This window comes from Pseudomonas syringae group sp. J309-1, from assembly GCF_032582135.1.
In the GTDB taxonomy this organism is placed as follows: domain Bacteria; phylum Pseudomonadota; class Gammaproteobacteria; order Pseudomonadales; family Pseudomonadaceae; genus Aquipseudomonas; species Aquipseudomonas quasicaspiana.
On the sequence record NZ_JAWHNU010000020.1, the window covers coordinates 1 to 26,665 of the forward strand.

The following is a 26,665-nucleotide window of genomic DNA, read 5'->3' on the forward strand; positions in this document are numbered from 1 at the left end:
CTCGGCATGGATGCCGAGCGAGCGCCGTTGGGCCAAGGATGGCCCGTCGGCGCGTGCCCACACCACGGCACCGGAGTCGAAGGTACCCCTGCGAAGCAGGGCCGCACGTCAGCGATAAATGGTTTCCCCCCCTTTGCCGAAACAAAGGGGGTCGACCGTCAGGGCGAAACCAGAACTCAGAAGCACAGAGAGTTTTTTTGCTGCCACTCAGTAGCAAAATCACTTCGCTTCACCCTTAACCCTAACTGACACTGGCTCTTGCCCCCTATAGGCCTTAAGCTGCGCCAGCCTATTTCAGATGGAGGGCGTGCACATGCGAATTCTTCTTGTAGAAGACAACCGGGATATCCTGGCCAACCTTGCCGATTATCTGGGCATGAAGGGCTATACCGTCGATTGTGCACAGGATGGCCTCTCCGGATTGCATCTGGCGGCAACCGAACATTACGACCTTATCGTGCTCGACATCATGCTGCCCGGCATCGATGGCTACACCCTCTGCAAGCGGCTGCGTGAAGACGCCCGCCGTGACACCCCGGTCATCATGCTGACCGCCCGTGACCAACTGGATGATCGCCTGCAGGGCTTCCGTTCCGGTGCTGATGACTATCTGCTCAAACCCTTCGCCTTGTCCGAGCTGGCTGCACGCATCGAAGCTGTATTGCGCCGTGCTCAGGGCGGTGGCCGACGCACCTTGCAAGTCGCCGAATTGGTGTACGACCTCGACACACTGGAAGTCACCCGTGAAGGGCGTCTGCTCAAGCTCAATCCGGTTGGTCTCAAGCTGCTTGCCGTATTGATGCAGAAAAGTCCTCACGTGTTGCGTCGCGAGGTTCTGGAGGAAGCCCTGTGGGGGGACGACTGCCCCGACAGCGACAGTCTGCGCAGCCACGTTCATCAACTGCGCCAGGTAATCGACAAGCCTTTCGACAAGCCACTGCTGCAAACCGTACATGGTGTCGGTTACCGTCTGGCCGAGGGCCGGGATGGAGTTTAAACAGAGCCTTGCCCAACGCATCATCATCGCTTTCGCGTTGATGAGCGCGCTGGTGGCGGGTTCTTTTGCCATGGGCATCGTCGCGACTGTCCATCTGGTAGAAGAGAAACTGATTTCAGCCGGCCTTGGCGGCGACCTGAACCGTTTGCTGCTGCTCGACAGTGTCAGCGACTGGAGTCACCGTCCGGAGCCTGATCAGCTCTTCTATTTCAGCGGCGGCCCCGGCGATTTCGATATACCCAGCGACCTCAGGCATCTTGAGCCTGGCTTTCATGAAGTGTTTCGTGGCCCGCTGTCCTATCACGCCATGATCGAAGTGGTCGACGGTCGACGTTATGCATTGCTTCAAGATCAAAGCGATTTTGAAGAGCGCGAGCGAGTGTTATTCGCCGTCGTGCTGGTGGGCTTCGTGCTTGCCTTGGGGCTGGCGGTATTTTTGGGCTGGGTACTGGCTCGCCGGGTCATGGCGCCTGTCGTAAGGCTGGCACGGCAGGTGCGTCATCGCGACCAGTTGCTTGGTTTGGCACCTCCGTTGGCGCCTGACTATGCCGCTGACGAAGTAGGGGAACTGGCCGTGGCCTTCGATGCCACGCTGGGACGCCTGCGTCAGGCGTTGACCCGCGAGCGTATGTTCACCAGCGACGTCAGCCATGAACTGCGAACCCCGCTGATGGTACTGGCCAGCTCCTGCGAGCTGTTGCTGGATAATCCAGCGCTGGATGCTCGTGCCAGAGCGCAGGTCGAGCGGATTGCCCGGGCGTGTGAGGAAATGCGTGACCTGGTCCAGACGTTCCTCATGCTGGCGCGCACTCAGCGTGAAGAAGCCAACATGGTCCCCAAGGTGTCCCTGGAAAGTGTTGCTGAAGATCTGGTTGCACTCTGGCGCGGCCCTATCGAAAGCAAAGGGTTGCAACTGACTGTGCGCTCAGTTGGCACGAGTCCGCCTTCAGGAATTCTGTACAACTCCACCTTCCTTCACGCCGTTATGGGCAACCTGCTGCGCAATGCCCTGCATTACACCGACCAAGGCTTCATTACGTTGACGTTGCAGCAGGAAGGTTTTCTGGTGGAGGACAGCGGTGTCGGTATCCCTGAAGAAAAACGCGAGGCCATGTTCGAGCCTTTTGTGCGGGGTAACGAACAGCGGGGTGAAGGTCTTGGGTTGGGTCTTTCGCTGGTTCAGCGCATCTGTGAAAACCAGGGGTGGAGCGTCAGCTTGAGCCCGATGGAGCCCAACGGTTGCCGCTTCAGTGTGAAGCTCAAAAAGTAAGTCCGTCTGCGTCCATCAACGATGTGCTCCCCCGTTTCAACGCCGAAATAACTCTGACAGTCTTCTTTACCTTACGTCCTCAGGGACGCTAAACCTTTGACGTATCTGGAAACATCTGCGCAGACTTCCGACACTTTTTTCACATGGGCATGACCTGACGCTGACAGCGCTCTGACTATCTTGCCGGCATCGACATGAGTAGGTGCCCCTATGAGCAAGCGAATCGAACTTGAGTTTTCACGCAAGTACAACCACGAACATGCCCAACAGTATTTGCAAAAGCATCAGGACAATCTGTCCCGTCGCCTGTCTCATTGGCGCGATGAGCAATTGGCGCGTACCGCTTTGCATCGTGCGGGTGATCCGGGGTTAGTGCTTGACCTCCCTTGCGGTGCCGGGCGCTTCTGGCCGTTATTGGCTGAGAAATCGAACCGCATGATCATTGGCGCTGACAATTCGGCAGACATGCTGAAGACCGCTTGTGCTGCCCAGCCGGCAGAAGTAGTGAAAAGGGTACAACCCTTGCAGACATCTGCTTTTGACATCGATCTACCCGACAACGCCGTAGACAGCATTTTCTGCATGCGGTTGCTGCACCACGTAGGTCAGGCCGATCATCGGCTCGCTCTACTGAAGGAGTTTCAGCGTGTTACACGTGACAGCGTGATCATTTCACTCTGGGTCGATGGCAATTTCAAATCGTGGAAACGCAAGCGCCTTGATCAAAAGCGCCAGGCGAAAAGTGGGCAGGATAGTTACCAGAATCGCTTTGTGTTACCGGCCGCTACCGTTGAGGCCGAGTTTGAGCAGGCTGGATTCCGCATTCAGGACCGCCTCGATTTTTTACCGATGTATGCCATGTGGCGTGTGTATTTACTGCGTAAGAGGTAAACAAGATGGGCGTACAAGTCGCTATGGAGCCCACAATCTCAAAGGAAGAGCGTTTTGATTCCTTCTGGGCGCAGCATGGCGAATGGGTTGAAGAGCCCAACCAGCGTCGGGGCGGTGAGAGCGGTGTGCAACGGATAATTGCCGATGATGGCCAACTGATTTATGTCAAACGACAGGTTGGGCATACCTATCGCAGTTGGCTGCATCCATTCGGGCGTCCGACGGTATTGCGCGAGCGCGATGCGATTCAGGGCTTGAGCGGACTTGATGTAAACGTGCCCAGGCTGATTTTCTGTGGTGCGCAGCGTGATAAAAGCCATGAGTGGCGTGCGCTTCTGGTGACTGCGGCCCTGGACGGTTTTGTGGAGATCGAAGACTGGTACGCCGCAGGTGGGCGAGAGCACCATGGCGAGGCGTTGCATGATCAACTGCTCCATGAACTGGCAGGTAACCTGGCGCGGATGCATAAAGGCCGCTGGCAGCACAGTTGTCTTTATATAAAACACGTATTTGTGCGTGTTATTGGCGAAGGTGATAACGCTAAAGCTGAAGTCGCGTTGCTTGATCTGGAGAAGTGCCGACGCCGTTTGACCGCTGTGGCTGCCGCCCGTCATGACCTCAAACAGCTACGTCGCCATTCGTCGTTCACTTCAACGGATTGGCAGAAGTTGGTCTATTTTTATCAGGCAGCGTTTGGCAGCGCTATCAAGGGCTTAGACTGATGAAACTAGAACTGGCACGAGGTTTATTTATTCTGGGTGCGCTGGCGGTGACCTCCGTTGCAATGGCCGCCTGGGTACAGCCGGGAACACAGATTTTGAGCGCTCTACACGGCGAAGGGCATTGCCCGCTGCCACGGGTCGCAAAAGCTCCCGACCTGGTGAGTCCGAGTCACGACTTGCTGTTATTGATGTTTGGGTTGGCTCAAGGCTCAAGTAGCGGACGTTAGCTATTGGCGTTTGCTGCTCCACTGACTAACGGCCCCTGTAATGGGGCCTCGTTGCATCTGCGCTTTAGATAAAAGCTCCTCGCAGACCAGGGCGCTTCAAACCAGATGCAGATGGTTGTCCCAAAGTCCGGCAGGCAGATCCAGAGGTTTGGCAAGCAGCTCGTTTTGACGGCAGTCGTAAAAACGGCAACGACCTTGTCCGGAGGTCACCACAAATCCATCCGTTACCGCACCAACACCTGCGCAGTCGGGCAGGGCAGCGTCGAGGCGGACTGCGCCGCTGTCCAGATCCCAGATGAAAAAACGATTGCCCCGTGGAGCAGTGAGGGCCACCAGACGCAATTCGCTGTGTACGGCAACGCTTGCGGTGTAATGCCCCATCGAAGCCAGTTGCTGTTCACTCACCGGAAACGCAACAAACGGCTGGCCCGGGCGTTTGATCGCCAGCAACTCCGAGGACTCATGGGCGTCTCCCATGAATTGCTGACCCGAGACGATGGTGCCGTCGCTGGCGATTCCCAGGTGACGAACACTGTTCATGGATTGCGCCAGGGTTTCCTTGCTTAGCAGCGTGCCGTCGCGCTGCATCAATACCAGGCTTGGCTGCATGGCGTTCAGATTCATTTCGACGCGGCTTTCCGCTTCAGTCCGGATCCCGCCATTGGCCACCACCAATGTTTCGCCATCAGGCATCCAGGACACCTGATGCGGGCCAATACCATGGGTGGAGATTTCCCCTGTATGCACCAGACGCTCGTCCACAAACCGATACACGCCGAGTACACCGCGCCCAGGGTCGGTGGTGTCATTCTCGGTGGTGTAGAGCCATTCGCCGCTGCTGTGGATGACTGCATGGCCGTAGAAATGCCGATCAGGTTGCGAGTGGATCGTCTGTAGCAGACGTCCATCATTCAGGTCGATCAGATAACTTTCAGTGCCCGGTCTACGGGCGACGAACAGCGCCAGATTCAGCGTTGGATGATTGATGATGTCGTGGCAGCGTTGGCCGACCCGGGTTGCGAACACTTGTTGACCATCCAGACGATAACCCACGGCGTAGTGCTGGCCGTCGCCATCGTCGCGAGCGGACAGCAGCAGCGGGCTTTTGCCTTTCTGTCGAAACAGCGTCCAGCCGCCCAGGGTGCAGGCGCTGAGCAGCAGGCTTCCGAGTGCCAGGGCCTGGCGTCGCAACATCATTGTTATCTCCTGATCAGTCGCCGTCGTTGGCGTTGAAGCCCAACTGGATGCCCAGTGCTTTGGCCAACTCACCTTCGTGCAGACGATGCACGACGTTGAGGCTGTCGTAGAAGGCATTTAGCTGCTGACGACCCTCTTCACTGGCCAGCAAGTCGACGAGCGGCGGCTTGAGGTCCGATAGCAGTTTGCGACTGGCAGCGTAAGCAGCGTCGATCTTGTCTGCCAGCGGTTTCTGCTCGGCGGGCAGCAGACCACGCAAGCCTTTGTTGTCGACCCCGGCCCATACCGTCTGGGCGCTGGCCAGGCTCGCTTCCAGGCTGCTCAGGGACGACTGGCTACGCCATGCGTCCGCCTGGAATGGTTGTGGCTGACCTTTGCTCTGACGACCCAGCGGTGTACCGAGCTTTTTCTTCAGCGTATCCAGGGCGGTGACTTGCACGCGCAGTAACTCGGCGATGGCCTCGTGAGAGTCTGCGTAGCGCTGGTTGGGGAATTTGCTCAATTGCGCGAGCATGCCGTCGTTGCTGTTCCAGCGGCTGAGGATCTCTTCGGCGAGGGCTTTCTGGCGCTCACCAATCGCCATCAGCAATGGGCAATAACGGGCTTTTTGCTCGGCGTTGGCCATGTCGATGGCAGCGTCGAACAGGATGTATTCATAAGCGGACAAGCCTTGAACGACCACGCTGGATTTGGCCAACGCATCGGGGGTGATCTGCGGTTGGGCGGTCACCAGTTGTTCCACCTGACGGCCGACCAGATTTTTCTTGTCCGGCCAGAACTGCACCTGCCATGAACGATTGCCCTCGGCCAGTGGCCCGATCAGCAATGGCTGCAGCTCGGCCCATGCCTTCTGGGCATAGAGGAAGTCAGCGCGGGCAGTGGCCAGATCAGTCTTGCCTTCGCAGAACGCCAAAGCGCTTGTCGCCAACTTGCGATCAGCATCAACCCAGCGGCTGTAGGTCGGCAGGATCACTTGCTTGGCAATCGCTGCCGAAGTGACCGCTTGCGGGTCCGAAGGCGCGCAGGCACCCAAGGCGAGCGCGGCAAGGCTGGTGAAGAGCAACTTGGGACGGAACATGTCCGGCTCCTTATAGTTTTTAAATGAAAGAAGTCATAACGAATTCAGGAACGCCAGCAATGCTGCGCGTTGCTCGGCATCGAACGCCAATACCTGACGCTGCGCGGCCTGAGCTTCACCGCCGTGCCACAGCACCGCTTCGAGCAGATCGCGGGCTCGTCCATCGTGTAAAAACTGAGTGTGGCCGCTGACGGTCTGCGTCAGACCTATGCCCCACAGAGGCGGCGTGCGCCATTCGCGCCCGGTCGCCTGAAATTCGGTGCGATTGTCAGCCAACTCGGCGCCCATGTCATGTAATAACAGGTCGCTGTAAGGACGTATCACCTGATTGGCGAGTTCCGGCTCGGCAGCATCATGGCGTGTCTTGAACTGCGGTGTATGGCATTGCTGGCAGCCAGCCTCGTAAAACAGATTCTTGCCGGCCAATACCTGCGGGTTTTCAATATTACGACGGGCAGGAACTCCCAGGTTGCGACTGTAGAACAGCACCAGCCGCAGGATATTGTCGCTGACCTCGGGCTCGCCATCCGGCCCATTGCCGTTAGGGGCCGCAAGGCAGTTGGTCTGTGTGGGCGTGCAGTCATCGAAATTGCGCAGGCTGGTGGTCAGCCCCATGTCGCCTGAAAACGCGTGCACGTTTTGTTGGTTTAGATTGGGCTGCCCGGCCTTCCAGCCAAAACGGCCCAAGGCGACGGTCTGTTGCTCATCGTCCCACACCCAGTTCGGGCGACCGGAGATGCCGTCGCCGTCTTTGTCATCTGTATCGGCATTGGCCAGAATCGCTGCATCGGGAATCGCCTCCAGCAGCCCCAGGCCAATCATTGGAGGTGCGACACGCACCGAAGCGCGGGTTTCAGGGTGCATCGGGCCGTAGCCCAGATGAGTGATGCTCAAGGTCGGCTTGCGCAGTTCGACCACAGTGCCATCGCGGAACCTGACTGGCATGGGCTCGTACTCGATGCGCACTCGACCCTCTGGCTCAACACCCGGCACCGCCATGTCCTGCAACTGTCCGCCATAGACAGGTTCGGGCAGCACGCCATTCTTCTTGATCAGTTCAGCTTGCGCCGGATCATCCGGGATCGACAGGCGCACCAGCATCGAAACGGCATTGACATCATCCTGCTCGGGAGGATGACCGCGACCGTCCTTGATGTGGCAGTTCTGGCACGCATTAGTGTTGAACAATGGCCCCAGACCGTCGCGGGCCGTTGTGGTGGAAGGTGCAATCACCCAAGGGCTGCGGAAGAAGCTGTTACCCACGCTGAAGTCCAGACGCCGCACCGGAGACAGATTCGCCGACGGCATCGAAAACGCATTCACGTCCCGCTTGTTCACCGTCGCCTTGCCACCCGCCAGTGCTTCACCCGGCTCAGCCTGGGTGAAACGCGGGGCGTCATCGCATGCGCCCATCATCAGAGCACTGAGCAACACAACAAAGGGACGCAACCGCGTAGCCATAACCATCCTGCAACAAGCCCGAAATCAGGGCGTGCAAGCTTAACAGCCTCGTCGTTTTTGAATAAGAGGGATTATCGTTTGCCTTGGTGGGTGCAATGTGTTGTTACGAATTATCGGTTAGGCTTTTTTACCCGGCCCGACTCTAGAGTCCACTCCTTGCTACCTGTCCGCTGATTCCTGCAGTCGATCCGAGACAAAACATCGTTGGAAAGGACTGCGGCGGTCGCGGGAGATTTGTGAATACCTACATCGAATATTAATTGAAAAAGCCCCGCCAACGCGGGGCTGCTCGACGTTCCTCTACTCTTCAGTTAACGAATATTTTTCTTGGGTGATGAAGTCCGGCTCTTTCCAATTTGGACCTTTGATCGCCCGCCCCCGTTCATCGCGGGCTAGTACGCCATCAATTATGAGTTTTTCATAGGTATTCCATAACTCACCTGTTCCAAGAGCTTCAAATCTATAGGATGTGTAGAGTCTGTCTATTCTAGGCTGTGAAGAAATAGGAGCTAAAGCCGTTAGTACATCTGCTATGGATTCGTTGATGATAATATCTTTGATGTGGTTCATTATTTTTCCTTAAGTGCGCGAGCATAGTCTTGTTTTTCATCAGCGCTGATAGCGTCTTCCGTATATAGTGGGGTGAGCATTTCGTCGATTCCATAATCCTCAAGCGTAGCAGTGTGGGTATCGTTCCACACAGAACCTTCTTCACTGTCCCTCAACCCAAGAGCCCTATATCGTTCCAACTCTCTAATTTCGTGTGTATAAAACCTTTTATCAATGTCGCTGATAGATATTTCACCGCGCAGGATTTTTTCCAGGCGATCAATCATTATGTTGTTACCGTCCGATGGATCAAATCGCCCTGTATGCAATTTCACCAACTCAATACCCTCTTGGGTAACCGACGCTGTTGTCCAGTCCAGCTTCTGAATCGGGCCTCCAGCTTTGTCGGGATTGTACATACGTCCACTATATTTTCCTTTGGTGGTTGCCCCGTCATATGGAGAGTTCAGCATCACATAGACAGGCTTGATCCCGGATGCTGCCGGGAACCAGATGATGAAGTCATTTAACGTGGGCAGTAATGCAGGGTAGGGCTCAGCCTCAATAACAATGGGTTGCAGAGTGACGCCGGTGTACAGCGGTATTTCCTGGGATATGGCGGGGGTTGTGCTAGACGGGTTTTCGCTCAACGGTGGGTCCGCAGGCGTCCAGGTCAAAGTGATAGGTTGCTGATCCGGGATGGTGCTGAGTATTACTGACTCGTACAAACCTGTCGTTGGGTTCAGCGTTGCAACTCGTACGGGAACCGCCCTGGGTATGTTCGTGCCATCGGCACTAACCACAGAAATGAATGATCGATTACCTCTAGCTTCACTGGTCAAACGCATTGGCATTTCTACCGTGCCTTGCGCCAAAGCTATACTCTGCAAATCGGTATCTGGCGGGAGCCCCAATTGATCGGCGTCAGTGCCAAAACCGTAACGGATATGGTCGGGAGTTCGGTCCTGCGATACGTCAGCGGTAGAACTGGAGTACAGCGCTAGTGACAAGAAAGTGGCGATGTACGCACCCGGGCCTGCGACGGCTATTCGGCCCAAAGCAGCAACACCTTCGGCAATAGCCTGAGCCAGAGATGCAGCCCCTTCGCCAGCTAGAACAAGCCCTTGCCCTGCTATCGTGATAACGTTGGCACTAGCAGGCATAGCGATCGTGCCTGCTGAAGTGAAAATGGCCTGTCGAGCTGCTTGTTGCTGCGCCACACGCTGAGCATCTTCTTTTTTTACAAGAAGGGCGTTTTCAGCAGCTTCGGCAGCCACTCGCCGAGCTTCAGCTTCTATCGCGATACGTGCGTCCTCTTCCGCTTGGGCTGCCGCGATTGTCTGGACGAGCGCTGCTGACTTTTGCGTAAGTATTCCAATCTTCTCCTCGAGAATCTTTGCTCGATAGGCTGCTGTAGCTGACGCTTCCCAGCTCTTGTAAACTTCAAGCGGGGGACGTCGACCCGATCTCGTTTGAAAGATATTTACGAAATCTACCGCGCTTTTTTTTATCTCCCTCGCAAGTACATTTCTTCCAAAAAACGCATGAGCTGCTTGATTGCTTCTATGCAACTCTTCGGTGCTCTGTGTCGTCAGGCTGTCCACAATGGCTTTTTCAGCCCTTGCTCTATCAAGCGTAGAGATGAAATCAGATCCCAGTGCTGCACCGATTTCTGAGTTGATGTCTCCTGGTAATTGCGGCAGATAGGCCGTGTAGGACTGCTCGATGTTTCTTTGAGCTACTGCGACAGTCATTACAACTGCCATGGTAAAGCGCTCAGTCTTGATTCCTTTCTGATTGAAAAATGAGTCGAGTTCCGAGTTGGAGGGTAACTTGCCATCCCATGGTAGTGGCCTGGCCAATATCACTCCTGGAAAAGTCACAGAGGGACTAGGAGCTGTTATCGGCGGATCGGGTGTTATGACAATGGGCGGTAAGTTTATAGTGTTTTGAGGCATGTGCTTATCCTTTAGATTTAGCTAACTTGAGGTTCCATTTCCTGCAGCTAACAAGATCCCGGATAACGTTGTGCGGTACATATATATATATCTTTTGGTAAAATATAGCCCCGAGCGGTCCTTATATAGTTAAGCCCTTTCCTCGGCTGCCATGCCTCAATGGCAGGTACCACAATATCCACGGCAAGCCACCAACGTTGTTGGGTGACGAAGCTACCAGTCCCGACTCACGCAGGTGAGTTCGCCCTCATCGAAAGCCATCCACACAGAAAGGGCAATCGTCCGCCCACTAGATCCTGGCAACCCGGAACGGAGCGAGCTTCATTGACGTTGAATTTGCTTTGCCGAATTGAGTCATAAATACCATTGGCCGCTGGGGCGGCGTCCGGGTGACCGTCCTGGTTTGAGTGGTCAGAGGCTTGGTCCGGGCGGAAATTATCGAAAATTATTCAGACTTTCATCTGGTTTGAACGTCGCGGAAGGGGCAAAAACGGCTTTCACGGCTGAGAGCCTGAGGTGCCTCGGCCGGTAAAGATATCGCTTTGAGGGTTCAGAACTTTGTCCAGAAAACTTTGGACATCCGTATTACCTTCAGCCGTGTTGGTTTTGTAGTTGAAGTCCTGGTCTATCCAGTCCTGAAGCCTGGTTTCATAGTCGCTGGGGTATTGCGACTGTTCGATGGCTGGCAGCCCTTTGTAGTGATCAAGAGCCGAGGTGTAAAAATCAGTCAGCTTGCCTGTCGCGCTGTACTCCGCACTTCCTTGGGCCACGACTTGCTGGCGCCATACTCGCTCCTGACGGTAAGACTCCAGCCAGGCTGATTTTTTTTCGTTGACGGTGAAATCACTACTTTCGTCATAGGCGATGACAGAAAGCTGTTCTCGTGACATGCCAGCGAACGGGTTTTTTCCGCTGCCATTGAGGAATTGGGTCGCGCTTTTTGCGCGCTCCAGACGATCTGGATCGTCGCTGTCAGGAGTTTCCGCATTGTGCCGCGCTTTATTGGCGTCGTAGCTGCTGCCAACCAGTTGCTCTGTCAGTTGTCCGGCTTTCTCACCCAGTTCTTTGCGGCTGAGACTTTTGTCTCTTGCTTCTGCACGAGCAGAGGCTTCACTCAACTGGCGCGCCAGTGAGGACAGGGAGCTCGTATCGTTTGTAGTTCCGACCGTGCTCGCCAGCGAGTCGGTCGCCGTTGAGGGCACTGACAGGGTTTGGCTGACTTGAGTGCCGGACACCTTGATGTTCTGGTTCGAGGGAGTACTGGTATTGATTGAGCTGACCAAATCTGATCTCCATATCTTGAAAAATCCAGGTTCACCTCTGTCTATCGGCCACTCATCCGGGAGCTGAAACGACTAACGTTGATCAGGCGGTGACCGGTCGTGCGTCGCACGGTCGGTTTCCGGAACTACACAAATTTTTCCCCGGCAACGGGCGCCGCCATCAGGATGAGGCAGCCACGCTAAATGCGGCCGCCAGCGGCAAAAGAGACGATAAGCAATGTTAAACATCGGCCTGGCGAACCGCCATGATAACGGTGCAGCCCATGCACCCAGGCCCGCTGCTCGCCAGCTCCAGAGCGTAGCGTCAAGGCCAGTGACCCATGTTCCGTCGTCAAACCTGGCGTGCAACGACGACTCCATTTGCGCAAGCGTGAATCCCACAGAGTCGGTATCAAACGCTTCATCACTGATATCAACAAAACGAAGCCGATCCGGTGCCGCACGCGAACGCAGAATTTTGATTTCTCGAGCGCAGAGTGGGCATTCACCGTCAAAATAGAGCGTCAGTGGCCACTTTGTTGTCTCGTACATTGATGAGGGGCCCTGTATCGGTTTTCCACACAGTATTCCCAAACCTCCAGGCCGACAATGGGCACTTCAGTATCCCGCTCCAGCTTCAGAGATAATTAACAGCCAAAAAAAATGCCAGTCAGCAAAGCCAACTGGCATTTCATTCACCCGTTTCAAGCGTTCAGAAACAAACGCTCAGAGCTCGTTGATCAGAACTCGTGATCGGCGTTGTCCGGGTTCAGGTCGGTGATGCCGAGCTTGCCAGCGGCTTGCTCGATGGCACCGGTCTGCTTGACCAGGGCGGCGATGGCGTCGCGAACGATCTGGTTGCCTTCGGTGTTGCCCGCAGCGATCAACTGGTCGAAGTGCTGACCTTTGTTGGCTTGATCGACGAGGACTTGCAGTTTTGCCTGAGTGGCGTCCAGGTCGGCGCGCAGGGTCGCGTCGGCGGCCGGATCGGCTTTGGCTACCAGGGAAGACAGGCTTGGACCGCTGACCTTGGTGCCGTCTGTACGGGTGTATTCGCCCAGGTAAACGTTGCGGATGCCTTTACCGTTGTAGAAGTGCGAGTTGTGGGTGTTGTCGCTGAAGCAGTCGTGCTCGTCTTCACTGGAGTTGGCTTCCAGCGCAACTTTCATGCGCTCGCCAGCCAGTTCGCCAAGGGACAGGCTGCCCATGCCGAAGAGCATTTTACGCAGGCCGCTTTCGCCGCTTTCGGCTTCCAGGCTGGCGCGATAGTTGTCGGCAACGCCCGGCTTCCAGTTGTTGACCATTTCTTCCAGATCGCTGACCAGCAGGTCAGTCACTGCGGTCAGGTAAGCGCGACGACGGTCGTTATGACCACCGGTACCGCCTGCACCTTCGATGTAGTCAGAGGCTGGACGCTCGCCAGCGCCTGCTTCGTTACCGTGCAGGTCCTGGCCCCACAGCAGGAATTCGATGGCGTGGTAGCCGGTTGCAACGTTGGCTTCGGAACCGCCCAGCTCGTTCAGGCTGGCCAGTTTCTCAGGGGTGATTTCTTTCACGTCGACCTTGTCTTCGCCGACCTGAACTTCGGTGTTGGCGATGATGTTGGCGGTTGCACCCGGGTTGCCCAGCGCGTGTTGGTAGTCCTTGGCAACGTAGTCGATCAGGCCTTCATCCAGGGGCCAGGCGTTAACCTGACCTTCCCAGTCGTCGATGATCGTGTTGCCGAAGCGGAATACTTCGGTCTGCATGTACGGCACGCGAGCGGCAACCCACGCGTCGCGCGCAGCCTTGAGGGTCTTGTCGTTCGGGGTGGCGAGGAAGTCCTTGATCGCAGTCTGCAGCGTTTTGGCACTCGATTCAGCATCGCTGAACGCGGCGTAAACCATGTTGCTGTAGTTGGCGACTACGGCCTTGGCAGCGGCGTCACTGGATTGTGCAGCAGCCGGTGCCGAAGCAGTCGCTTCAGGCGCTGGTGCAGCTGCAGGCGCTGGAGCCGGTGCGGAAGCGGTGGCTGGTGCTGCGGCTTTTTTCTCATCGCCACAGCCGGCGAGAGAAATAGCGATGGCCAGCAGACTAGCGGTTGCCAATGGCATACGAATCATGACGGAATCCTGCGTCTAGAGGGTTCAAGGCGCCAGGCGCCCAAAAAAAGCTGCAACATAATGCGAAAGATTTGCATTCGGTGTAAAGGCCTATTGCCTTTGAGGAAAGATGAGTTGGGGTAGGGTTGTAACAAAGAGTGTCAGTTTCAAGGTTGACTCAGCGAGGTTCGTTGACATTGCTTCTTGGTAAGGGCGGCTACTTCGCGCTCCGTGGGAGCTAAGCCCTGTATCCCTGACACCGCGCTGTCGCTAAGCAAACGGATGACCCTGTAGGAGCCAACTTGTTGGCGAGACGTCGGACCCGCATCGTCAGAAATTCCGCTTCGCCAACAAGTTAGCTCCTACAAGGTCCGCGTTTCAAATCCATTATTGGAGTGATGTTTGATAGGAGCAGAGCTTGCTCGCGATGCAGGCAATGCGGTGCGCGAGATAAATCAGGTTGTTCTTGTCGCGGGCAAGCCCGGCTCCCACAGATGGCGATACTCTGCAGCCTTATGAAACTTCCACATTGATGCGTTGTGCCTGTCTCAAATAAGCCAGCAACTCCCGAGCCGGTAGTGGCTTGCTGTACAGGTAGCCCTGACCTTCATGGCAGCCTTCGGAAATGATGTAGGCCTCTTGCTCGGTGGTCTCCACGCCCTCGGCGATCACCTGCATACCCAGACTTTTCCCCAGCTGGATAATGGCGCGCACGATGGTTGCGTCGTCATCATCATCGATCAGGTCTTGCACAAAGCTTTTGTCGATCTTGATCTTGTCCAGCGGCAGACTCTTGAGATAACTCAGGGACGAATAGCCGGTCCCGAAGTCATCAATAGCGATCAGCGCACCGGAGCGGCGCAGGCTGAGCAGATGCTGCGCGGCGGTGGTGATGTCTTCCATCAAGCCGGTTTCGGTGACTTCCAGTTCCAGGCTGCGTGGCGGCAGGCGGTAGATCTGCATCAGGTTGTTGACCACCCGTGGCAGTTCGGTGTGGTGCAACTGGACGGTCGAAAGGTTGACCGCCATGCGCAAGTCAGTGAATCCCTGATCGTGCCATTCGCGCAATTGGCGGCAAGCCTGGTCAAGCACCCATTCACCAATCGTAATGATGGAGCCGTTCTGTTCTGCCAGCGGAATGAATTGGTCTGGCGGCACCAGGCCGTGTTCCGGATGCTGCCAACGGATCAGGGCCTCGACGCCCACCACGCGATTCTCGCGATAGCTGATCTGCGGCTGATAGACCAGAAACAGCTGGTTGCGGGGCAGGGCGTCGCGCAGGTCTTTTTCCAGCTCCCGGCGGCGACGCATTTCGCAGTCGACGCTGGCGATATAAAACTGATATCGGTTACGCGAGCGCGACTTGGCCAGCGTCATGGTCTGTTCGGCTTTCTGCAGCAGCTTCTCTGTGCTGTCACCGTCTTCCGGGAAGAGCGTGATGCCGATGGTGGCGCGCAGACGAATTTCCTGGTCGCCGAGGGCAAACGGCGCTTCCAGATCATCAAGGATGTTCTGTGCCAATTCTGCAGCTTCATAAGGCTGCTCAATATCAGCCTGCACCATGGCGAACTGGTCGCCGCCCAGCCGCGCCAGCGCTCCAAGCCGACCGCTGTGGCCCCGCAACCGGTCTGCCAGCGCCAGCAACAATTGGTCGCCAGTCTGGTAGCTGAATTGTTCGTTGATGCTCTTGAAGTCATCCAGCCCGACACACAACACCGCAACCCGGCGTTGAAGACGTCCGGCATCGACCAGAATCTTGTCCAGTTGCTGTTGCAGTTGCTGGCGGTTGGGCAGGCCGGTGAGGAAGTCATACTGAGCCATGCGCAGCAGGCTGATTTCAGCTTCGTGGCGCAAGTGCGTATTGCGTTCGATGGAAGCCAGCAACTGGTTGGCTGTATTGACCCAGATGCCCAGTTCGTTTTTCTCGTGGCCCTTGAGCAGCGGAAGCTGGTGTTCGCTGGGGCGATCGGGGTTGATGTTGGTCAGGTGTTCGATGATGCGCGACAGCGGCTTGGTCAGCAGCCAGTGATAGACCAGATACAACACCAGGCCCATCGCCAATGCGCGTAGCACCCCGGAGATGAAAATAATCACGGCATTGATGATGAAACCTTCGCCATAGGTGGCTGTGTCCATCGTGATGCGCAGGTCGCCGTAGTACTCGCTGTAAGGGCTGCGGCCGACCAGTTGAGTAGTGAAGCTGCGCTCCTTGCCAAGAATCAGGTCGGTCAGCCAGCGCGTTGAAGTGGCTTTCAGGGGGCGCTCTTTTTCAGCGAGCAAGGTTTCATTCGGATGGCCAATGGATGCCAGCCGCACCGCATTGTCCTGAAACAGACCTTCAATGACCTGCATGCCCATTTCCCGGTCCAGGCTGTATACGGCCTGAGTCGACGGGTCACGGAACATGTCCAGGATCCTTTCTGCATCGCTCGCTACGGCCTGGCGAGTCTTGTACGCGTCGTAGACGATCTGCGCACAACTCAACACAACGCCTACGACCAGTGCCGAGAGCAGCACCACGCGCAGAAGCTTTACTGACAGGCTGTTTTTGAGTTCCAGCTTCAAATGGCTATTCCTTAATCCGTGCCGGGTGCGTCAAGCCTTTGCAACCGTCAAAAAACAGTGGAACCAGAGCGAGATCGCTAAACGGCGATTCTTCTCCTCTTCACCTGCTCTCTTGCTCCATCCCGACCTCATCATAAAGTCAGGCATTCTCACTGTGTCGGACAAAAACCTTTGAAACTTGAACAGAATTGTAAAAACCCCAGCGGATGATATTAGTCCGCTATCGTCGGCTGACAAGACATTAAGCACATTTCATGGATGAAAAAAAACCCGGCAATGCCGGGTTTTTTGACTGGATCTGAAATCAGGCAGCGAATTGCTTCGCTACGAAGTCCCAGTTAACCAGGTTCCAGAATGCTTCAACGTACTTTGGACGCAGGTTGCGGTAGTCGATGTAGTAGGCGTGTTCCCATACATCGCAGGTCAGCAGCGGGGTGTCGCCGCTGGTCATTGGGTTGCCTGCGCCGATGGTGCTGGCCAGAGCCAGGGAACCGTCAGGTTTTTTCACCAACCAGCCCCAGCCGGAACCGAAGGTGCCGATAGAGGTTTTGCTGAATTCTTCTTTGAACTTGTCGAACGAGCCGAAAGCCGCGTTGATAGCGTCAGCCAGTGCGCCAGTAGGTTCGCCGCCAGCGTTTGGTGCCAGGCATTCCCAATAGAACGTGTGGTTCCAGACTTGAGCGGCGTTGTTGAAGATGCCACCCGAAGAAGTCTTGATGATTTCTTCCAGGGTTTTGCCTTCGAACTCGGTGCCTGGCACCAGGTTGTTCAGGTTCACCACGTAGGTGTTGTGGTGCTTGTCGTGGTGATATTCCAGTGTCTCTGCGGAAATGTGCGGTACCAGAGCATCTTTGGCGTACGGCAGCGGCGGCAATTCAAAAGCCATGGTTTATCTCCTAATCAGGTCAGTTGCGGTGAGCGCAAGGCCGATCACGGGCGGCCAGACAGAACATGCACCGGCGAGTTTGTACTCTTTGCGGCGCAGGGTCAGGATCATAGCACCGGGTCTGCCCGTTAACCACGCAACAACTGTGTGGGATAGAGGTTCCAGAGGATTTACCGAAAGGAAATGCGAGCTGATACAGGGCCCTGGTGCGTGAGGGATTCTATGTTGGCCTGCAAGCGTTGATCCCGGTGGGAGCGAATTCATTCGCGAAGAGGCCGGTACATCGAAGCTTATGTGCTGCCTGAACTACCGCTTTCCCGAATAAATTCGGTCCCACTTGAATGCGTAGAGCCTGTTGGCGGTGCTTGCCCGCGATAAACGATAACGCTGTGTGCCTTGAGGCTGCGTCTCATGTATCGCGAGCAAGCTCTGCTCCTATCAAACATCACTCCAATAATGGATTTGAAACGCGGACCTTGTAGGAGCTAACTTGTTGGCGAAGCGGAATTTCTGACGATGCGGGTCCGACGTCTCGCCAACAAGTTGGCTCCTACAGGGTCATCCGTTTGCTTAGCGACAGCGTGGTGTCAGGGACACCGGGGCATCTCCCACAGGGTTTTGCATTTAGTGTTCTGGATTTACGCAGCCCTGATCAACTGCACCGCAACGCTGAACATCATTACCGCGACCATCAGGTCCAGCAGTCGCCAGGTAGCCGGGCGCGCCAGCCAGGGGGCCAGCCATGCTGCGCCGAGCGCCAGAGTGCTGAACCACAACAGTGACGCACTGGCTGCGCCCACCACATAAGCCTCCGGCACACTTTGCTGAGCGCCAAGGGAGCCGACCAGCAACACCGTATCGAGATAAACATGGGGGTTGAGCAGGGTCACTGCCAAGGCGCTGAGCAGGACTGCCCGGCGCGAGCGCAGGCCTACGGCTTCACTCTTTTCCAGGCTCTGGCTGGAGCAGGCCCGGCGTAACGCAAGGCTGCCGTACCAGAGCAAAAATACAACGCCGCCCCAACGAGCAACCGCCAGCAATGTCGGGTTTTGCGCAAGCAGGTTGGCGAGGCCAAATACGCCGGCGGCAATCAGGATCGCATCACAGACGATGCATACCATTGCTACCGGCAAATGATGTTCGCGACGCAGACTCTGCGCCAGAACAAAAGCATTCTGAGTACCGATCGCCATGATCAAACCGCCCGCCACCAGCAGGCCGTTGAGATAACTTTGCCACATGAAAAATATGCTCCACGCACTGAATAATCTGCCTGTCCGGCAGGTTTGTGTGGCGATTGTGAGTGGCAAACCTGTATAAGAAAAACCAATATTACTGATCGCCCATTAGGGAAACTGATGTTCGACTACAAACTGCTTTCAGCCTTGGCAGCCGTGATTGAACAGGCAGGCTTCGAGCGTGCCGCGCAGGTATTGGGTTTGTCTCAGTCAGCAGTGTCCCAGCGGATCAAGTTGCTGGAGGCGCGGGTGGGGCAGCCGGTTCTGGTTCGCGCCACACCGCCGAGCCCGACTGATATTGGTCGTCGCTTGCTCAACCATGTGCAGCAAGTGCGGTTGCTGGAGCGTGATCTGCAAAGCCAGGTGCCCGCCCTGGACGAAGAAGGCATGCCGGAGCGCCTGCGTATTGCTTTGAATGCCGACAGTCTGGCGACATGGTGGGCCGATGCGATTGGCGACTTCTGCGCGCAGAACAATCTGTTGCTGGATCTGGTTGTCGAAGACCAGGACGTGGGCCTCAAGCGCATGCGGGCAGGCGATGTCGCGGCCTGTTTGTGCGCCAGCGAACGCCCTGTTGCCGGTGCCCGCAGTCTGTTATTGGGTGCGATGCGCTACCGTGGCCTCGCCAGTCCGGCATTCATCGCGCGCCACTTTCCGGAAGGTTTCGAGGCGAAAAAACTTGCCCGTGTTCCAGCGCTGGTATTCGGCCCGGATGATTTTTTGCAGCATCGTTATCTGGCTTCACTAGGGATCGAGGGCGGGTTCGAGCATCATGTGTGCCCATCGTCCGAAGGTTTTTTACGCATGACCGAAGCCGGAGTGGCCTGGGGGCTGGTCCCGGAAATACAGGTGCGCGAGCAACTGCAGCGCGGCTCGCTGGTGGAGTTTGCTGAAGACAAACCGGTGGACGTGCCGCTGTACTGGCATCATTGGCGCAATGGCGGTCAATTGTTGACCCGATTGACGGAGCATCTGGCGCAGCAGGCGGGGCAGTGGCTGGTGCCGCTGCAAGTGCGATGACCGGGCCTGTAGGAGCTAACTTGTTGGCGAGGCACCGTACCTGACACACCGCCTCGCCAACAAGTTAGCTCCTACAGAATCTCTGTAAATCAGATAGACCTGTGTTTTGAAACAAGCAAAAAATATCTAACGGAGCGGTAAATGAAGATTCTGGTCACCGGCGCAAGCGGCTTTATCGGCGGGCGCTTTGCGCGGTTCGCCCTGGAGCAGGGCTTTAGCGTGCGGGTCAATGGCCGACGTGCCGAAGGTGTCGCGCATCTGGTCAAGCGCGGTGCTGAATTTATCCAGGGTGACTTGATCAATCCCGATCTGGTTCGCGTGCTGTGTGACGACGTTGAAGCTGTGGTGCATTGCGCCGGTTCAGTAGGCGTCTGGGGGCGCAAGCAGGATTTCTTGCAGGGCAACGTGCAAGTCACTGAAAACATCGTTGAGGCCTGTCTGAAACAAAGGGTCAGAAGGCTGGTCCATTTGTCGTCGCCTTCAATCTACTTCGATGGCCACTCGCACCTGGACCTCAAAGAAGAACAGGTGCCCAAACGCTTCAACAATCACTACGCCGCCAGCAAATATCTGGCTGAGCAGAAGGTGTTTGGCGCGGAAGAGTTCGGACTGGAAGTGATCGCCCTGCGACCGCGTTTCGTAACCGGAGCAGGCGACACAAGCATCTTCCCGCGGCTGCTGCACATGCAACGCAAGAAGCGTCTGTCGATTGTCGGCAATGGTTTGAACAAGGTGGATTTCACCAGTGTGCACAACCTCAATCAGGCCCTGATCAGCAGTTTGCTGGCTGACAGGTCGGCGTTGGGCAAGGCCTATAACATCAGCAACGGGACGCCTGTGCCGCTGTGGGATGCGGTGAACTACGTGATGCGCCGGATGCAGCTGCCACAGGTCACGCGGTATCGATCCAGTGGCCTGGCCTATTCGGCAGCCGCGATCAACGAGGCTGCGTGCATGCTGTGGCCGGGCCGCCCGGAGCCAACCTTGTCGCGCTTGGGGATGCAGGTCATGAGCAAGGATTTCACCCTGGATATCAGCCGCGCCCGGCATTATCTGGACTACGACCCGCAAGTCAGCCTGTGGGCGGCACTGGATGAGTTTTGCGACTGGTGGCAAACGCAACAAAGCAGGTGAGCGCTTTAGGCTGCGGCCTCAGCGGTTATACTCGCGAACTTCAAGCAGTTTTCATCACGGTTCTACACAGGGTTACTCATGCGTAACGATCCTTATGACGACGTCGATGACGTTCCGAATCTCAGCGCCAAGGACGATGACGACGATTTCGCGCCGACCACGGCGGCACGCAAACGCACGACGGTGTATTCCCGGGATACGCCTGTGGTGAAAGTCAAAGGACCGAGCACCGGACCGCTTTGGGCCTTGGTGGGTGCGTTGTTCATTGCGTTCTGCGGGTTGGGCTGGTGGAGCTTTCAGCAGATATCCCTGATGGAGCAGCAACTGGTGGCTACCCAGGAAAGCTTTGCACGCATCAGCGAAGAAGCCGCTGGCCGTTTGCAGGACATCTCCGGCAAAGTGGTTGCGACTGAATCAGTGGCGGTGGACGGAGAGGCGCTCAAGCAGCGCATCAAGCTTATCGAGGACCAGTTGGCTGACCAGGACAAACAGCAGGAAGGCACAACCGGGCAGCAGAGCCAGTTGCAGCAACGTCTGGAACAGATCACGACGCAGGCGACCCAGCTGCAGACGAGCAATACGCAACTGCAGGAACAGCTCAAAACCGTCACCACTGAGCTGGCCGCAGTGAAGGCTTCGATTCCGGATCATAAAGCGGCTCAGGGTAATCTCGATCAAGTCGATACCCAACTGAAAAGCCTCAGCGCCGATGTTGCCGCACTGAAGAAGCAGGGCAACCCGACAGCAACCATCGAGCGTCTTGAGCAGGATTTGATCGTGCTCAAAAGCGAACAGGAAAACCGTCCGGCTCCGGCGGCGGCCAGCAGCAACACTGCTGAGTTCGATGCGTTCCGTGCGCAGATGACCCGCAACATCAACACGCTGCAGAGCCAGATTCAGAATCTGTCGCAGCAGGTGAATGCGCGTCGGTAACAGCTGTATGCCCGGTAGGAGCGAACTTGTTCGCGAGGCGATCTTCCTGAGTGTTCAGGTCCAAAGCCTCGCCAACAAGTTGCCTTCTGCAGATGTATTACAGCGCCGGGTAATCGATATAACCCACTGGCCCTTTGCCGTAGAAGGTTTCCGGGTGCGGAGTATTCAGCGGCGCATCCTGCTTCAAACGTGCCGGCAAATCCGGGTTGGCAATGAACGGAACACCGAAGGCCACGGCGTCCGCTGAACCATTGGCCAGCCAGGCATTGGCGCTGTCCTTGGTGAATTTCTCGTTGGCGATGTACGCGCCGCCGAAAGCCTTTTTCAGTTGCGGACCAATGCTGTCGTCAGCCTCACGCTCGCGAGAGCAGATGAACGCAATGCCACGTTTACCCATTTCTGCCGCAACGTAGCCGAAAGTTTCGGCCAGATTGTCGTCGCCCATGTCGTGGGAGTCGGCACGCGGTGCCAGATGCAGGCCAACACGACCCGCGCCCCAGACGTCAATCGCTGCATCGACCACTTCCAGCATCAGACGCGCACGGTTTTCCAGAGAGCCGCCGTATTGATCGGTACGCTGGTTGGTGCTGCTTTGCAGGAACTGATCCAGCAGATAACCGTTGGCACCATGGATTTCCACGCCGTCAAAGCCAGCGGCCTTGGCGTTTTCTGCGCCGGTGCGATAGGCCTCTACCACGTCAGCGATTTCTGCCAGTTCCAGCGCACGAGGTGTGACGTAGTCAGACAACGGACGAACCAGGCTGACATGGCCTTCAGGTTTGATAGCGCTTGGCGCCACCGGGGTTTCACCGTTCAGATACGAAGGGTGGGAAATACGCCCCACATGCCACAGTTGCAGAACGATCTTGCCGCCTGCACCGTGAACAGCCTTGGTGATATTGCTCCAGCCACGGACCTGGTCGGTGGACCAGATGCCCGGAGTATCCGGGTAGCCGACGCCCATTGGCGTGACTGAAGTGGCTTCGCTGATGATCAGACCGGCTGACGCACGTTGCACGTAATACTCGGCCATCATCGCGTTCGGCACACGGCCCTCATCGGCGCGGCAGCGGGTCAACGGCGCCATGACGATGCGGTTGGCGAGCTGCAGATCGCCCATGGTGATCGGGTCAAAGATAGTAGTCATGCGTGAAACCTCTTGAATTGATCAGTTGATAGCAGGGGCCAGATCGGCGTTGCCGCCCTGGCGAAAAGTAATCAGGGTCACGATCAGCGCGAGTATCGCCAGTGCTCCAGCCGCCAACGGCACGCTGGTCAGGCCCAGGCCATGGGCAATAACGCTGCCGCCGACCCATGCGCCCAGTGCGTTGCCGACGTTGAAGGCACCGATGTTCAGGGTCGACACCAGGTTTGGCGCGGCCTTGCCGAAGGTCACGACGTTGATCTGCAAGGCAGGTACGGCAGCGAACGCGGCGGTGGCCCAGAGGAACAGGGTGATTTCGGTCGGGATCAGCGCGACGCTGGTCCAGCTCAGGGCGGTGGAGATCACAGCCATGGCAATGAACACTCCAATCAGCGTCGCAGCCAGACGACGGTCAGCCAGCTTGCCGCCGATCACATTGCCCACGGTCAGGCCCAGGCCGATCAGCAGCAGCGTCCAGGTAATGCCGTTTGGCGAAACACCGGTCACTTCGCCCAGCAGCGGGGCGACGTAAGTGAACAGGGTGAACATCGAAGCCGAGAACAGCGCGGTCATGCTCAACGACAGCCAGATGCCTGCGCCTTTGAGCGAGGCGAGTTCGGCGCGCATGTCGAGCTTGAGCTCTTCGCGGTTGGTGGGCAGGAAGCGCATCAGGCCAATCAATGCAATCACACCGATTACCGTGACGGCCCAGAAGGTCGAGCGCCAGCCAGCGTATTGGCCCAGCGCAGTGCCCAGCGGCACGCCGAGCACGTTGGCCAGGGTCAGACCAGTGAACATCAATGCAACGGCGGAAGCACGACGATTGGCAGGCACCAGGCCCGCAGCAACAACCGAACCGATACCAAAGAACGCACCGTGGCACAGCGCCGTGACCACACGGGCAAACATCAATACGTTGTAATCGGCGGCGATGGCACACAGCAGATTACCAATGATGAAGATGCCCATCAGCGTGACCAGCGCAGCCTTGCGCGGGAGCCTGGCAGTGGCCATCGCCATGAACGGCGCACCAATTGCCACGCCCAGCGCATAGCCGGTTACCAGCCAGCCTGCACCGGGGATGGAAACCCCCAGATCGGCGGCGACTTCCGGCAGCAAACCCATGATGACGAACTCGGTCGTCCCGATAGCGAAGGCGCTGAGCGCCAGAATAAACAGTGAAAGAGGCACTGGGCGTCTCCTGTTGATAAAGGTTTCGTTAATCCTGTAGGAGCTGCCGAAGGCTGCGATTCCCGGTGTTTCAGGAACAAAGATTTCGCAGCCTTCGGCAGCTCCTACGGGGAATTTTCCTATTTCAAGACGGCGGACCCAGCTCCAGCTCCAGCGCTTCGACGAAGGCCGCAATCACCTCTTCGTTACGCTTGAAAAAGCTCCATTGCCCTACCTTTTTGCTGGTGATCAGGCCAGCGCGTTGCAGGGTTGCCAGGTGGGCCGAAACCGTGGACTGCGAGAGCCCGGCGCGCTGGTCGATCTGGCCCGCGCAAACGCCGTTTTCCGTCGAGTGGGTCTGGTCCGGAAAGCAACTGAGCGGGTCCTTCAGCCAGACAAGAATCTCCCGGCGAACAGGGTGAGCCAGGGCTTTTATTATTTCGTCGAGGTCGATAGGCATGTCGTTCTCAATATGGGTTTAACGCTATATCGCGATGGAGCGAACTTTATATTTGTATTTCGCGATATACAAATATGATTTTCTGCTGAGAATAGTCAGAAACGCTATATCGGGTTATATCGATATAGGCGGGAGGCGTAATTCGGCGTAGGCTTGCGCCATGAACTATCTCGCACACTTGCACCTTGGCGGCCAACGTCCGGCGCAACTCCTCGGCAGTCTGTATGGCGATTTCGTCAAAGGGCCTGTGGCCGGGCGCTTTCCGGATGAGCTGGCGCAGGCGATCCAGTTGCACCGCAGCATTGACGCATTCACCGACAGTCACCCGCTGATCAAGCAATCGATTGCTCGCTTTCCGTCCGAGCGAAGGCGTTACGCGGGCATCGTGCTGGACGTGTTTTTCGATCATTGCCTGGCCCGGGACTGGGCGCATTACGCGGATGTGCCGCTGGCGGCGTTCACGCGCAAGGTCTACGGCGTGCTGGCCGCCGAACCAGAGTTGCCCGAACGACTGGCCAGGATCGCGCCGCACATGGCCGCTCACGACTGGCTGGGTTCCTATCAGGAGTTTGCGGTGCTGGAGCAGGTACTGGCGGGGATTTCCCGACGTTTGTCACGGCCACAAGGGTTGGCAGGTGCCATGCAGGAATTGCGCGACCTCTACCAACCCTTGAGCGCGGACTTTGCCGAGTTCTATCCGATCTTGCAGGACTTCTCTCAGGCCGCCCTGGCCGAGCGCGGGCTCTCGGCAGTCTGAACTTCTGATACTGCTTCGTCGCTTTTGGTAACCAAAGGCTCGGCAACCACAGGTGGCTCGCCAAACAGAGCGATCTGCACCGCTTGCTGCGCTTCATAAGCCAGCGCGGCGCGTTCCTTGCCTTCGGTGGCAATCGGCGTCAGCAACTGGATATGCACGTCGCCTTGTTCGTTGGCGAACAGTCGACGCAAGTGCGATAGCAAATCGTCGTCGCCGATGAAGGGCGCGATAGGGTCTGGCTGGCCGTTGCGTGAATAGTGAATCGCCACTGGTTGCAGCAACACCCCACTATCAATCGCACTCGACATCAGGCGACCATGAAATGTACGCAGGCCAGTACCGTCAGTGGTGGTGCCTTCCGGGAAAATCACCAGCGCATTATTCTGCTGCAAGTGATTGCCCATCTGCTTCTGGATCAGCTTGCTGTCACCCGAACCGCGACGGATGAACAGCGTGCCCGCTTTCAGGGCCAACCAACCAGCGACTGGCCAGGTGCGTACTTCAGCCTTGGACAGAAATGACAGCGGGGCCAACATGCCCAGCAGCGGAATGTCGGTCCAGGACACGTGATTGCTCACCCACAGCATCGGCTGACGCGGCAGCTCGCCGCTGACGGTTACGCGAAACGGCAGGGCAGCGGTCAGGCGCGCCATGAACCATCGGCTCCAGCGCTGGCGCCGGGCCATTGAATTGCCGATCTTCATGCGCTCCATGCAGGCGAATGTGCCAGCAATGGTCAGCCCCAACGCAATGACCAGTAGCACCCGTGCGACTCGGGCGTAGCCACGCAAGCGGCTCATTACACTGCTGCCTTGAAGTGACGTGCGTAACGCGGGCACAGCTCGTCGCGTTTAAGCAGGATGAAGACATCGGCGACCTGGAAGTCTTCGTCCCAGCACGGTTCGCCGCAGATCTTCGCACCCAGGCGCATGTAGGCTTTGAGCAACGGCGGCATTTCGCAGATCACGTTGTTGGGCAGGTCCAGGGCTGGCAGCGGGTTCTTCGGCTCGGCGCGCAGGTTCTGGTTGCACAGATAACGCTCGCGCAAGCGCTGCATGATGGCGTGGGCCTGAATGCCGCCATCCTGCATCGGGATGCTCGCGCAACCCATCAGGTAGCTGTAGGCACCTTCGTTGAGGATCTCGGCCAACTCGCTCCACAGCACGGCAATGGTGCCGCCGTTGCGGTACTCCGGGTCAACGCAGGTACGACCCAGTTCAAGGATCGGACCTTGCAGATGGCCAAGGCCATGCAGGGCAAATTCTTCTTCGCTGTAGAAGCGGCCGATGGTGTTGGCGGCCTTGTGGTCCAGCAGGCGTGTCGTTGCGACCAGCTTGCCAGTGTTCAGATCCCGTACACCGATGTGCGAGCAGTGCACATCGTAATCGTCCATATCCAGGCCTTGGTCAGCGCCTTTGAGTTTTGCATTGAATTCACCACTGAACACACTGAAGCGCAGGGCCTGTGCTTCCTGCAAGGCGTTGCTGCCGGTCAGGCGTTCTGCCTGAAGGCGGCGGTCGGATGCTGTGTCGCGAATGCGGGCGATCTGAGTCATGCGAAGTCTCCGTTAGCCTGCCCTGCAAGTGCGGGCGTTGGCTGTAATGGCCTGGCGCTGCTGTACAAACTCAGGCTAAGGAGAGGCGATGTCATGACCATGAAGGTTTG

At 56.9% G+C, this 26,665-nt stretch carries 25 protein-coding genes; 9 read left to right on the plus strand and 16 right to left on the minus strand.

Features of this window, described 5'->3' with window-relative positions; translation table 11 throughout:
- Positions 1-313: 313 nt before the first annotated feature.
- From colR to RX972_RS13145, 5 genes are all read left to right on the plus strand, one after another.
- Positions 314-997 (plus strand): two-component system response regulator ColR, encoded by a 684-nt coding sequence (colR, locus tag RX972_RS13125; protein ID WP_027900279.1) that lies wholly within the window; start codon positions 314-316, stop codon positions 995-997.
- The gene (locus RX972_RS13130) at positions 987-2,267 is read left to right on the plus strand and encodes a sensor histidine kinase (RefSeq protein WP_122708173.1); all 1,281 of its coding nucleotides are present in this window, start codon (positions 987-989) and stop codon (positions 2,265-2,267) included. The genes colR and RX972_RS13130 overlap by 11 nt, the downstream gene beginning before the upstream one ends.
- 210 nt (positions 2,268-2,477) lie before the next feature.
- Positions 2,478-3,158, plus strand: coding sequence for a class I SAM-dependent methyltransferase (locus RX972_RS13135; RefSeq protein ID WP_316875898.1), 681 nt, complete (start codon positions 2,478-2,480; stop codon positions 3,156-3,158).
- 5 nt (positions 3,159-3,163) lie between these two features.
- Positions 3,164-3,880: a lipopolysaccharide kinase InaA family protein gene (locus tag RX972_RS13140; protein ID WP_316875900.1), complete on the plus strand. Its 717-nt coding sequence runs from the start codon at positions 3,164-3,166 to the stop codon at positions 3,878-3,880.
- On the plus strand, positions 3,880-4,107 hold the full coding sequence (locus tag RX972_RS13145; protein ID WP_316875903.1) for a hypothetical protein: 228 nt from the start codon (positions 3,880-3,882) through the stop codon (positions 4,105-4,107). The genes RX972_RS13140 and RX972_RS13145 overlap by 1 nt, the downstream gene beginning before the upstream one ends.
- Before the next feature lie 96 nt (positions 4,108-4,203).
- On the opposite strand, the gene RX972_RS13150 is transcribed toward RX972_RS13145, so the two are convergent.
- From RX972_RS13150 to RX972_RS13200, 11 genes are all read right to left on the minus strand, one after another.
- Entirely contained in the window at positions 4,204-5,301 is a 1,098-nt protein-coding gene (locus RX972_RS13150) for a DUF1513 domain-containing protein (protein WP_316875981.1), read from the minus strand.
- A gap of 16 nt (positions 5,302-5,317) precedes the next feature.
- Positions 5,318-6,382 (minus strand): imelysin family protein, encoded by a 1,065-nt coding sequence (locus RX972_RS13155; RefSeq protein WP_099270906.1) that lies wholly within the window; start codon positions 6,380-6,382, stop codon positions 5,318-5,320.
- A 33-nt stretch (positions 6,383-6,415) separates the two neighbouring features.
- Positions 6,416-7,843 carry a di-heme oxidoredictase family protein gene (locus RX972_RS13160; protein ID WP_316875907.1) on the minus strand — a complete coding sequence of 476 codons (1,428 nt, stop codon included), beginning with the start codon at positions 7,841-7,843 and terminating at the stop codon, positions 6,416-6,418.
- Positions 7,844-8,143: 300 nt separating this feature from the next.
- Entirely contained in the window at positions 8,144-8,413 is a 270-nt protein-coding gene (locus RX972_RS13165) for an immunity protein (protein ID WP_187522096.1), read from the minus strand.
- Positions 8,413-10,260, minus strand: a complete 1,848-nt coding sequence (locus RX972_RS13170) for an S-type pyocin domain-containing protein (RefSeq protein ID WP_316875984.1) — start codon at positions 10,258-10,260, stop codon at positions 8,413-8,415. Before RX972_RS13170 ends, RX972_RS13165 begins: the two co-directional genes overlap by 1 nt.
- 587 nt (positions 10,261-10,847) lie before the next feature.
- Positions 10,848-11,633, minus strand: coding sequence for a hypothetical protein (locus RX972_RS13175; RefSeq protein ID WP_316875908.1), 786 nt, complete (start codon positions 11,631-11,633; stop codon positions 10,848-10,850).
- 72 nt (positions 11,634-11,705) lie between these two features.
- On the minus strand, positions 11,706-12,164 hold the full coding sequence (locus RX972_RS13180) for a DUF393 domain-containing protein (RefSeq protein ID WP_316875910.1): 459 nt from the start codon (positions 12,162-12,164) through the stop codon (positions 11,706-11,708).
- Between the two features lie 188 nt (positions 12,165-12,352).
- Positions 12,353-13,714: an imelysin family protein gene (locus tag RX972_RS13185; protein ID WP_027900291.1), complete on the minus strand. Its 1,362-nt coding sequence runs from the start codon at positions 13,712-13,714 to the stop codon at positions 12,353-12,355.
- Positions 13,715-14,206: 492 nt separating this feature from the next.
- On the minus strand, positions 14,207-16,258 hold the full coding sequence (locus tag RX972_RS13190; RefSeq protein ID WP_255877998.1) for a putative bifunctional diguanylate cyclase/phosphodiesterase: 2,052 nt from the start codon (positions 16,256-16,258) through the stop codon (positions 14,207-14,209).
- Positions 16,259-16,562: 304 nt separating this feature from the next.
- Entirely contained in the window at positions 16,563-17,144 is a 582-nt protein-coding gene (locus RX972_RS13195) for a superoxide dismutase (protein WP_027900293.1), read from the minus strand.
- A 638-nt stretch (positions 17,145-17,782) separates the two neighbouring features.
- On the minus strand, positions 17,783-18,385 hold the full coding sequence (locus RX972_RS13200) for a LysE/ArgO family amino acid transporter (RefSeq protein WP_316875915.1): 603 nt from the start codon (positions 18,383-18,385) through the stop codon (positions 17,783-17,785).
- Positions 18,386-18,502: 117 nt separating this feature from the next.
- Between RX972_RS13200 and RX972_RS13205 the strand changes: the two genes are divergently transcribed.
- From RX972_RS13205 to RX972_RS13215, 3 genes are all read left to right on the plus strand, one after another.
- Positions 18,503-19,402, plus strand: a complete 900-nt coding sequence (locus RX972_RS13205) for a LysR family transcriptional regulator ArgP (protein ID WP_027900295.1) — start codon at positions 18,503-18,505, stop codon at positions 19,400-19,402.
- A 141-nt stretch (positions 19,403-19,543) separates the two neighbouring features.
- Positions 19,544-20,536 (plus strand): NAD-dependent epimerase/dehydratase family protein, encoded by a 993-nt coding sequence (locus RX972_RS13210; RefSeq protein ID WP_027900296.1) that lies wholly within the window; start codon positions 19,544-19,546, stop codon positions 20,534-20,536.
- 78 nt (positions 20,537-20,614) lie between these two features.
- Positions 20,615-21,469: a hypothetical protein gene (locus RX972_RS13215; protein WP_027900297.1), complete on the plus strand. Its 855-nt coding sequence runs from the start codon at positions 20,615-20,617 to the stop codon at positions 21,467-21,469.
- A 97-nt stretch (positions 21,470-21,566) separates the two neighbouring features.
- Here the strand turns inward: RX972_RS13215 and RX972_RS13220 are convergent, their stop codons facing one another.
- From RX972_RS13220 to RX972_RS13230, 3 genes are all read right to left on the minus strand, one after another.
- The gene (locus RX972_RS13220; RefSeq protein ID WP_316875919.1) at positions 21,567-22,616 is read right to left on the minus strand and encodes an alkene reductase; all 1,050 of its coding nucleotides are present in this window, start codon (positions 22,614-22,616) and stop codon (positions 21,567-21,569) included.
- 21 nt (positions 22,617-22,637) lie between these two features.
- A complete protein-coding gene (locus RX972_RS13225) occupies positions 22,638-23,804 on the minus strand; it encodes an MFS transporter (RefSeq protein ID WP_027900299.1) in 1,167 nt (388 codons plus the stop codon).
- A gap of 124 nt (positions 23,805-23,928) precedes the next feature.
- Positions 23,929-24,243, minus strand: coding sequence for an ArsR/SmtB family transcription factor (locus RX972_RS13230; protein WP_231675224.1), 315 nt, complete (start codon positions 24,241-24,243; stop codon positions 23,929-23,931).
- A gap of 160 nt (positions 24,244-24,403) precedes the next feature.
- On the opposite strand from RX972_RS13230, the gene RX972_RS13235 reads away from it, so the two are divergent.
- A complete protein-coding gene (locus tag RX972_RS13235; protein ID WP_316875921.1) occupies positions 24,404-25,000 on the plus strand; it encodes an ACP phosphodiesterase in 597 nt (198 codons plus the stop codon).
- Here RX972_RS13235 and RX972_RS13240 read toward each other — a convergent pair.
- Positions 24,961-25,800 (minus strand): lysophospholipid acyltransferase family protein, encoded by an 840-nt coding sequence (locus RX972_RS13240; protein WP_231675226.1) that lies wholly within the window; start codon positions 25,798-25,800, stop codon positions 24,961-24,963. The two genes, RX972_RS13235 and RX972_RS13240, sit on opposite strands and share 40 nt — an antisense overlap.
- Positions 25,800-26,555 (minus strand): L-ornithine N(alpha)-acyltransferase, encoded by a 756-nt coding sequence (gene olsB, locus RX972_RS13245; RefSeq protein WP_316875924.1) that lies wholly within the window; start codon positions 26,553-26,555, stop codon positions 25,800-25,802. Before olsB ends, RX972_RS13240 begins: the two co-directional genes overlap by 1 nt.
- Between the last annotated feature and the right edge of the window lie 110 nt (positions 26,556-26,665).

Excerpts from the sequence above, each read along its gene's own strand:
- colR (WP_027900279.1), top strand. The coding sequence starts at position 314 with ATGCGAATTCTTCTTGTAGAAGACAACCGGGATATCCTGGCCAACCTT.
- RX972_RS13130 (WP_122708173.1), top strand. The coding sequence starts at position 987 with ATGGAGTTTAAACAGAGCCTTGCCCAACGCATCATCATCGCTTTCGCG.
- RX972_RS13135 (WP_316875898.1), top strand. The coding sequence starts at position 2,478 with ATGAGCAAGCGAATCGAACTTGAGTTTTCACGCAAGTACAACCACGAA.
- RX972_RS13140 (WP_316875900.1), top strand. The coding sequence starts at position 3,164 with ATGGGCGTACAAGTCGCTATGGAGCCCACAATCTCAAAGGAAGAGCGT.
- RX972_RS13145 (WP_316875903.1), top strand. The coding sequence starts at position 3,880 with ATGAAACTAGAACTGGCACGAGGTTTATTTATTCTGGGTGCGCTGGCG.
- RX972_RS13150 (WP_316875981.1), bottom strand. The coding sequence starts at position 5,301 with ATGTTGCGACGCCAGGCCCTGGCACTCGGAAGCCTGCTGCTCAGCGCC.
- RX972_RS13155 (WP_099270906.1), bottom strand. The coding sequence starts at position 6,382 with ATGTTCCGTCCCAAGTTGCTCTTCACCAGCCTTGCCGCGCTCGCCTTG.
- RX972_RS13160 (WP_316875907.1), bottom strand. The coding sequence starts at position 7,843 with ATGGCTACGCGGTTGCGTCCCTTTGTTGTGTTGCTCAGTGCTCTGATG.
- RX972_RS13165 (WP_187522096.1), bottom strand. The coding sequence starts at position 8,413 with ATGAACCACATCAAAGATATTATCATCAACGAATCCATAGCAGATGTA.
- RX972_RS13180 (WP_316875910.1), bottom strand. The coding sequence starts at position 12,164 with ATGTACGAGACAACAAAGTGGCCACTGACGCTCTATTTTGACGGTGAA.
- RX972_RS13185 (WP_027900291.1), bottom strand. The coding sequence starts at position 13,714 with ATGATTCGTATGCCATTGGCAACCGCTAGTCTGCTGGCCATCGCTATT.
- RX972_RS13195 (WP_027900293.1), bottom strand. The coding sequence starts at position 17,144 with ATGGCTTTTGAATTGCCGCCGCTGCCGTACGCCAAAGATGCTCTGGTA.
- RX972_RS13200 (WP_316875915.1), bottom strand. The coding sequence starts at position 18,385 with ATGTGGCAAAGTTATCTCAACGGCCTGCTGGTGGCGGGCGGTTTGATC.
- RX972_RS13205 (WP_027900295.1), top strand. The coding sequence starts at position 18,503 with ATGTTCGACTACAAACTGCTTTCAGCCTTGGCAGCCGTGATTGAACAG.
- RX972_RS13210 (WP_027900296.1), top strand. The coding sequence starts at position 19,544 with ATGAAGATTCTGGTCACCGGCGCAAGCGGCTTTATCGGCGGGCGCTTT.
- RX972_RS13215 (WP_027900297.1), top strand. The coding sequence starts at position 20,615 with ATGCGTAACGATCCTTATGACGACGTCGATGACGTTCCGAATCTCAGC.
- RX972_RS13220 (WP_316875919.1), bottom strand. The coding sequence starts at position 22,616 with ATGACTACTATCTTTGACCCGATCACCATGGGCGATCTGCAGCTCGCC.
- RX972_RS13230 (WP_231675224.1), bottom strand. The coding sequence starts at position 24,243 with ATGCCTATCGACCTCGACGAAATAATAAAAGCCCTGGCTCACCCTGTT.
- RX972_RS13235 (WP_316875921.1), top strand. The coding sequence starts at position 24,404 with ATGAACTATCTCGCACACTTGCACCTTGGCGGCCAACGTCCGGCGCAA.
- RX972_RS13240 (WP_231675226.1), bottom strand. The coding sequence starts at position 25,800 with ATGAGCCGCTTGCGTGGCTACGCCCGAGTCGCACGGGTGCTACTGGTC.
- olsB (WP_316875924.1), bottom strand. The coding sequence starts at position 26,555 with ATGACTCAGATCGCCCGCATTCGCGACACAGCATCCGACCGCCGCCTT.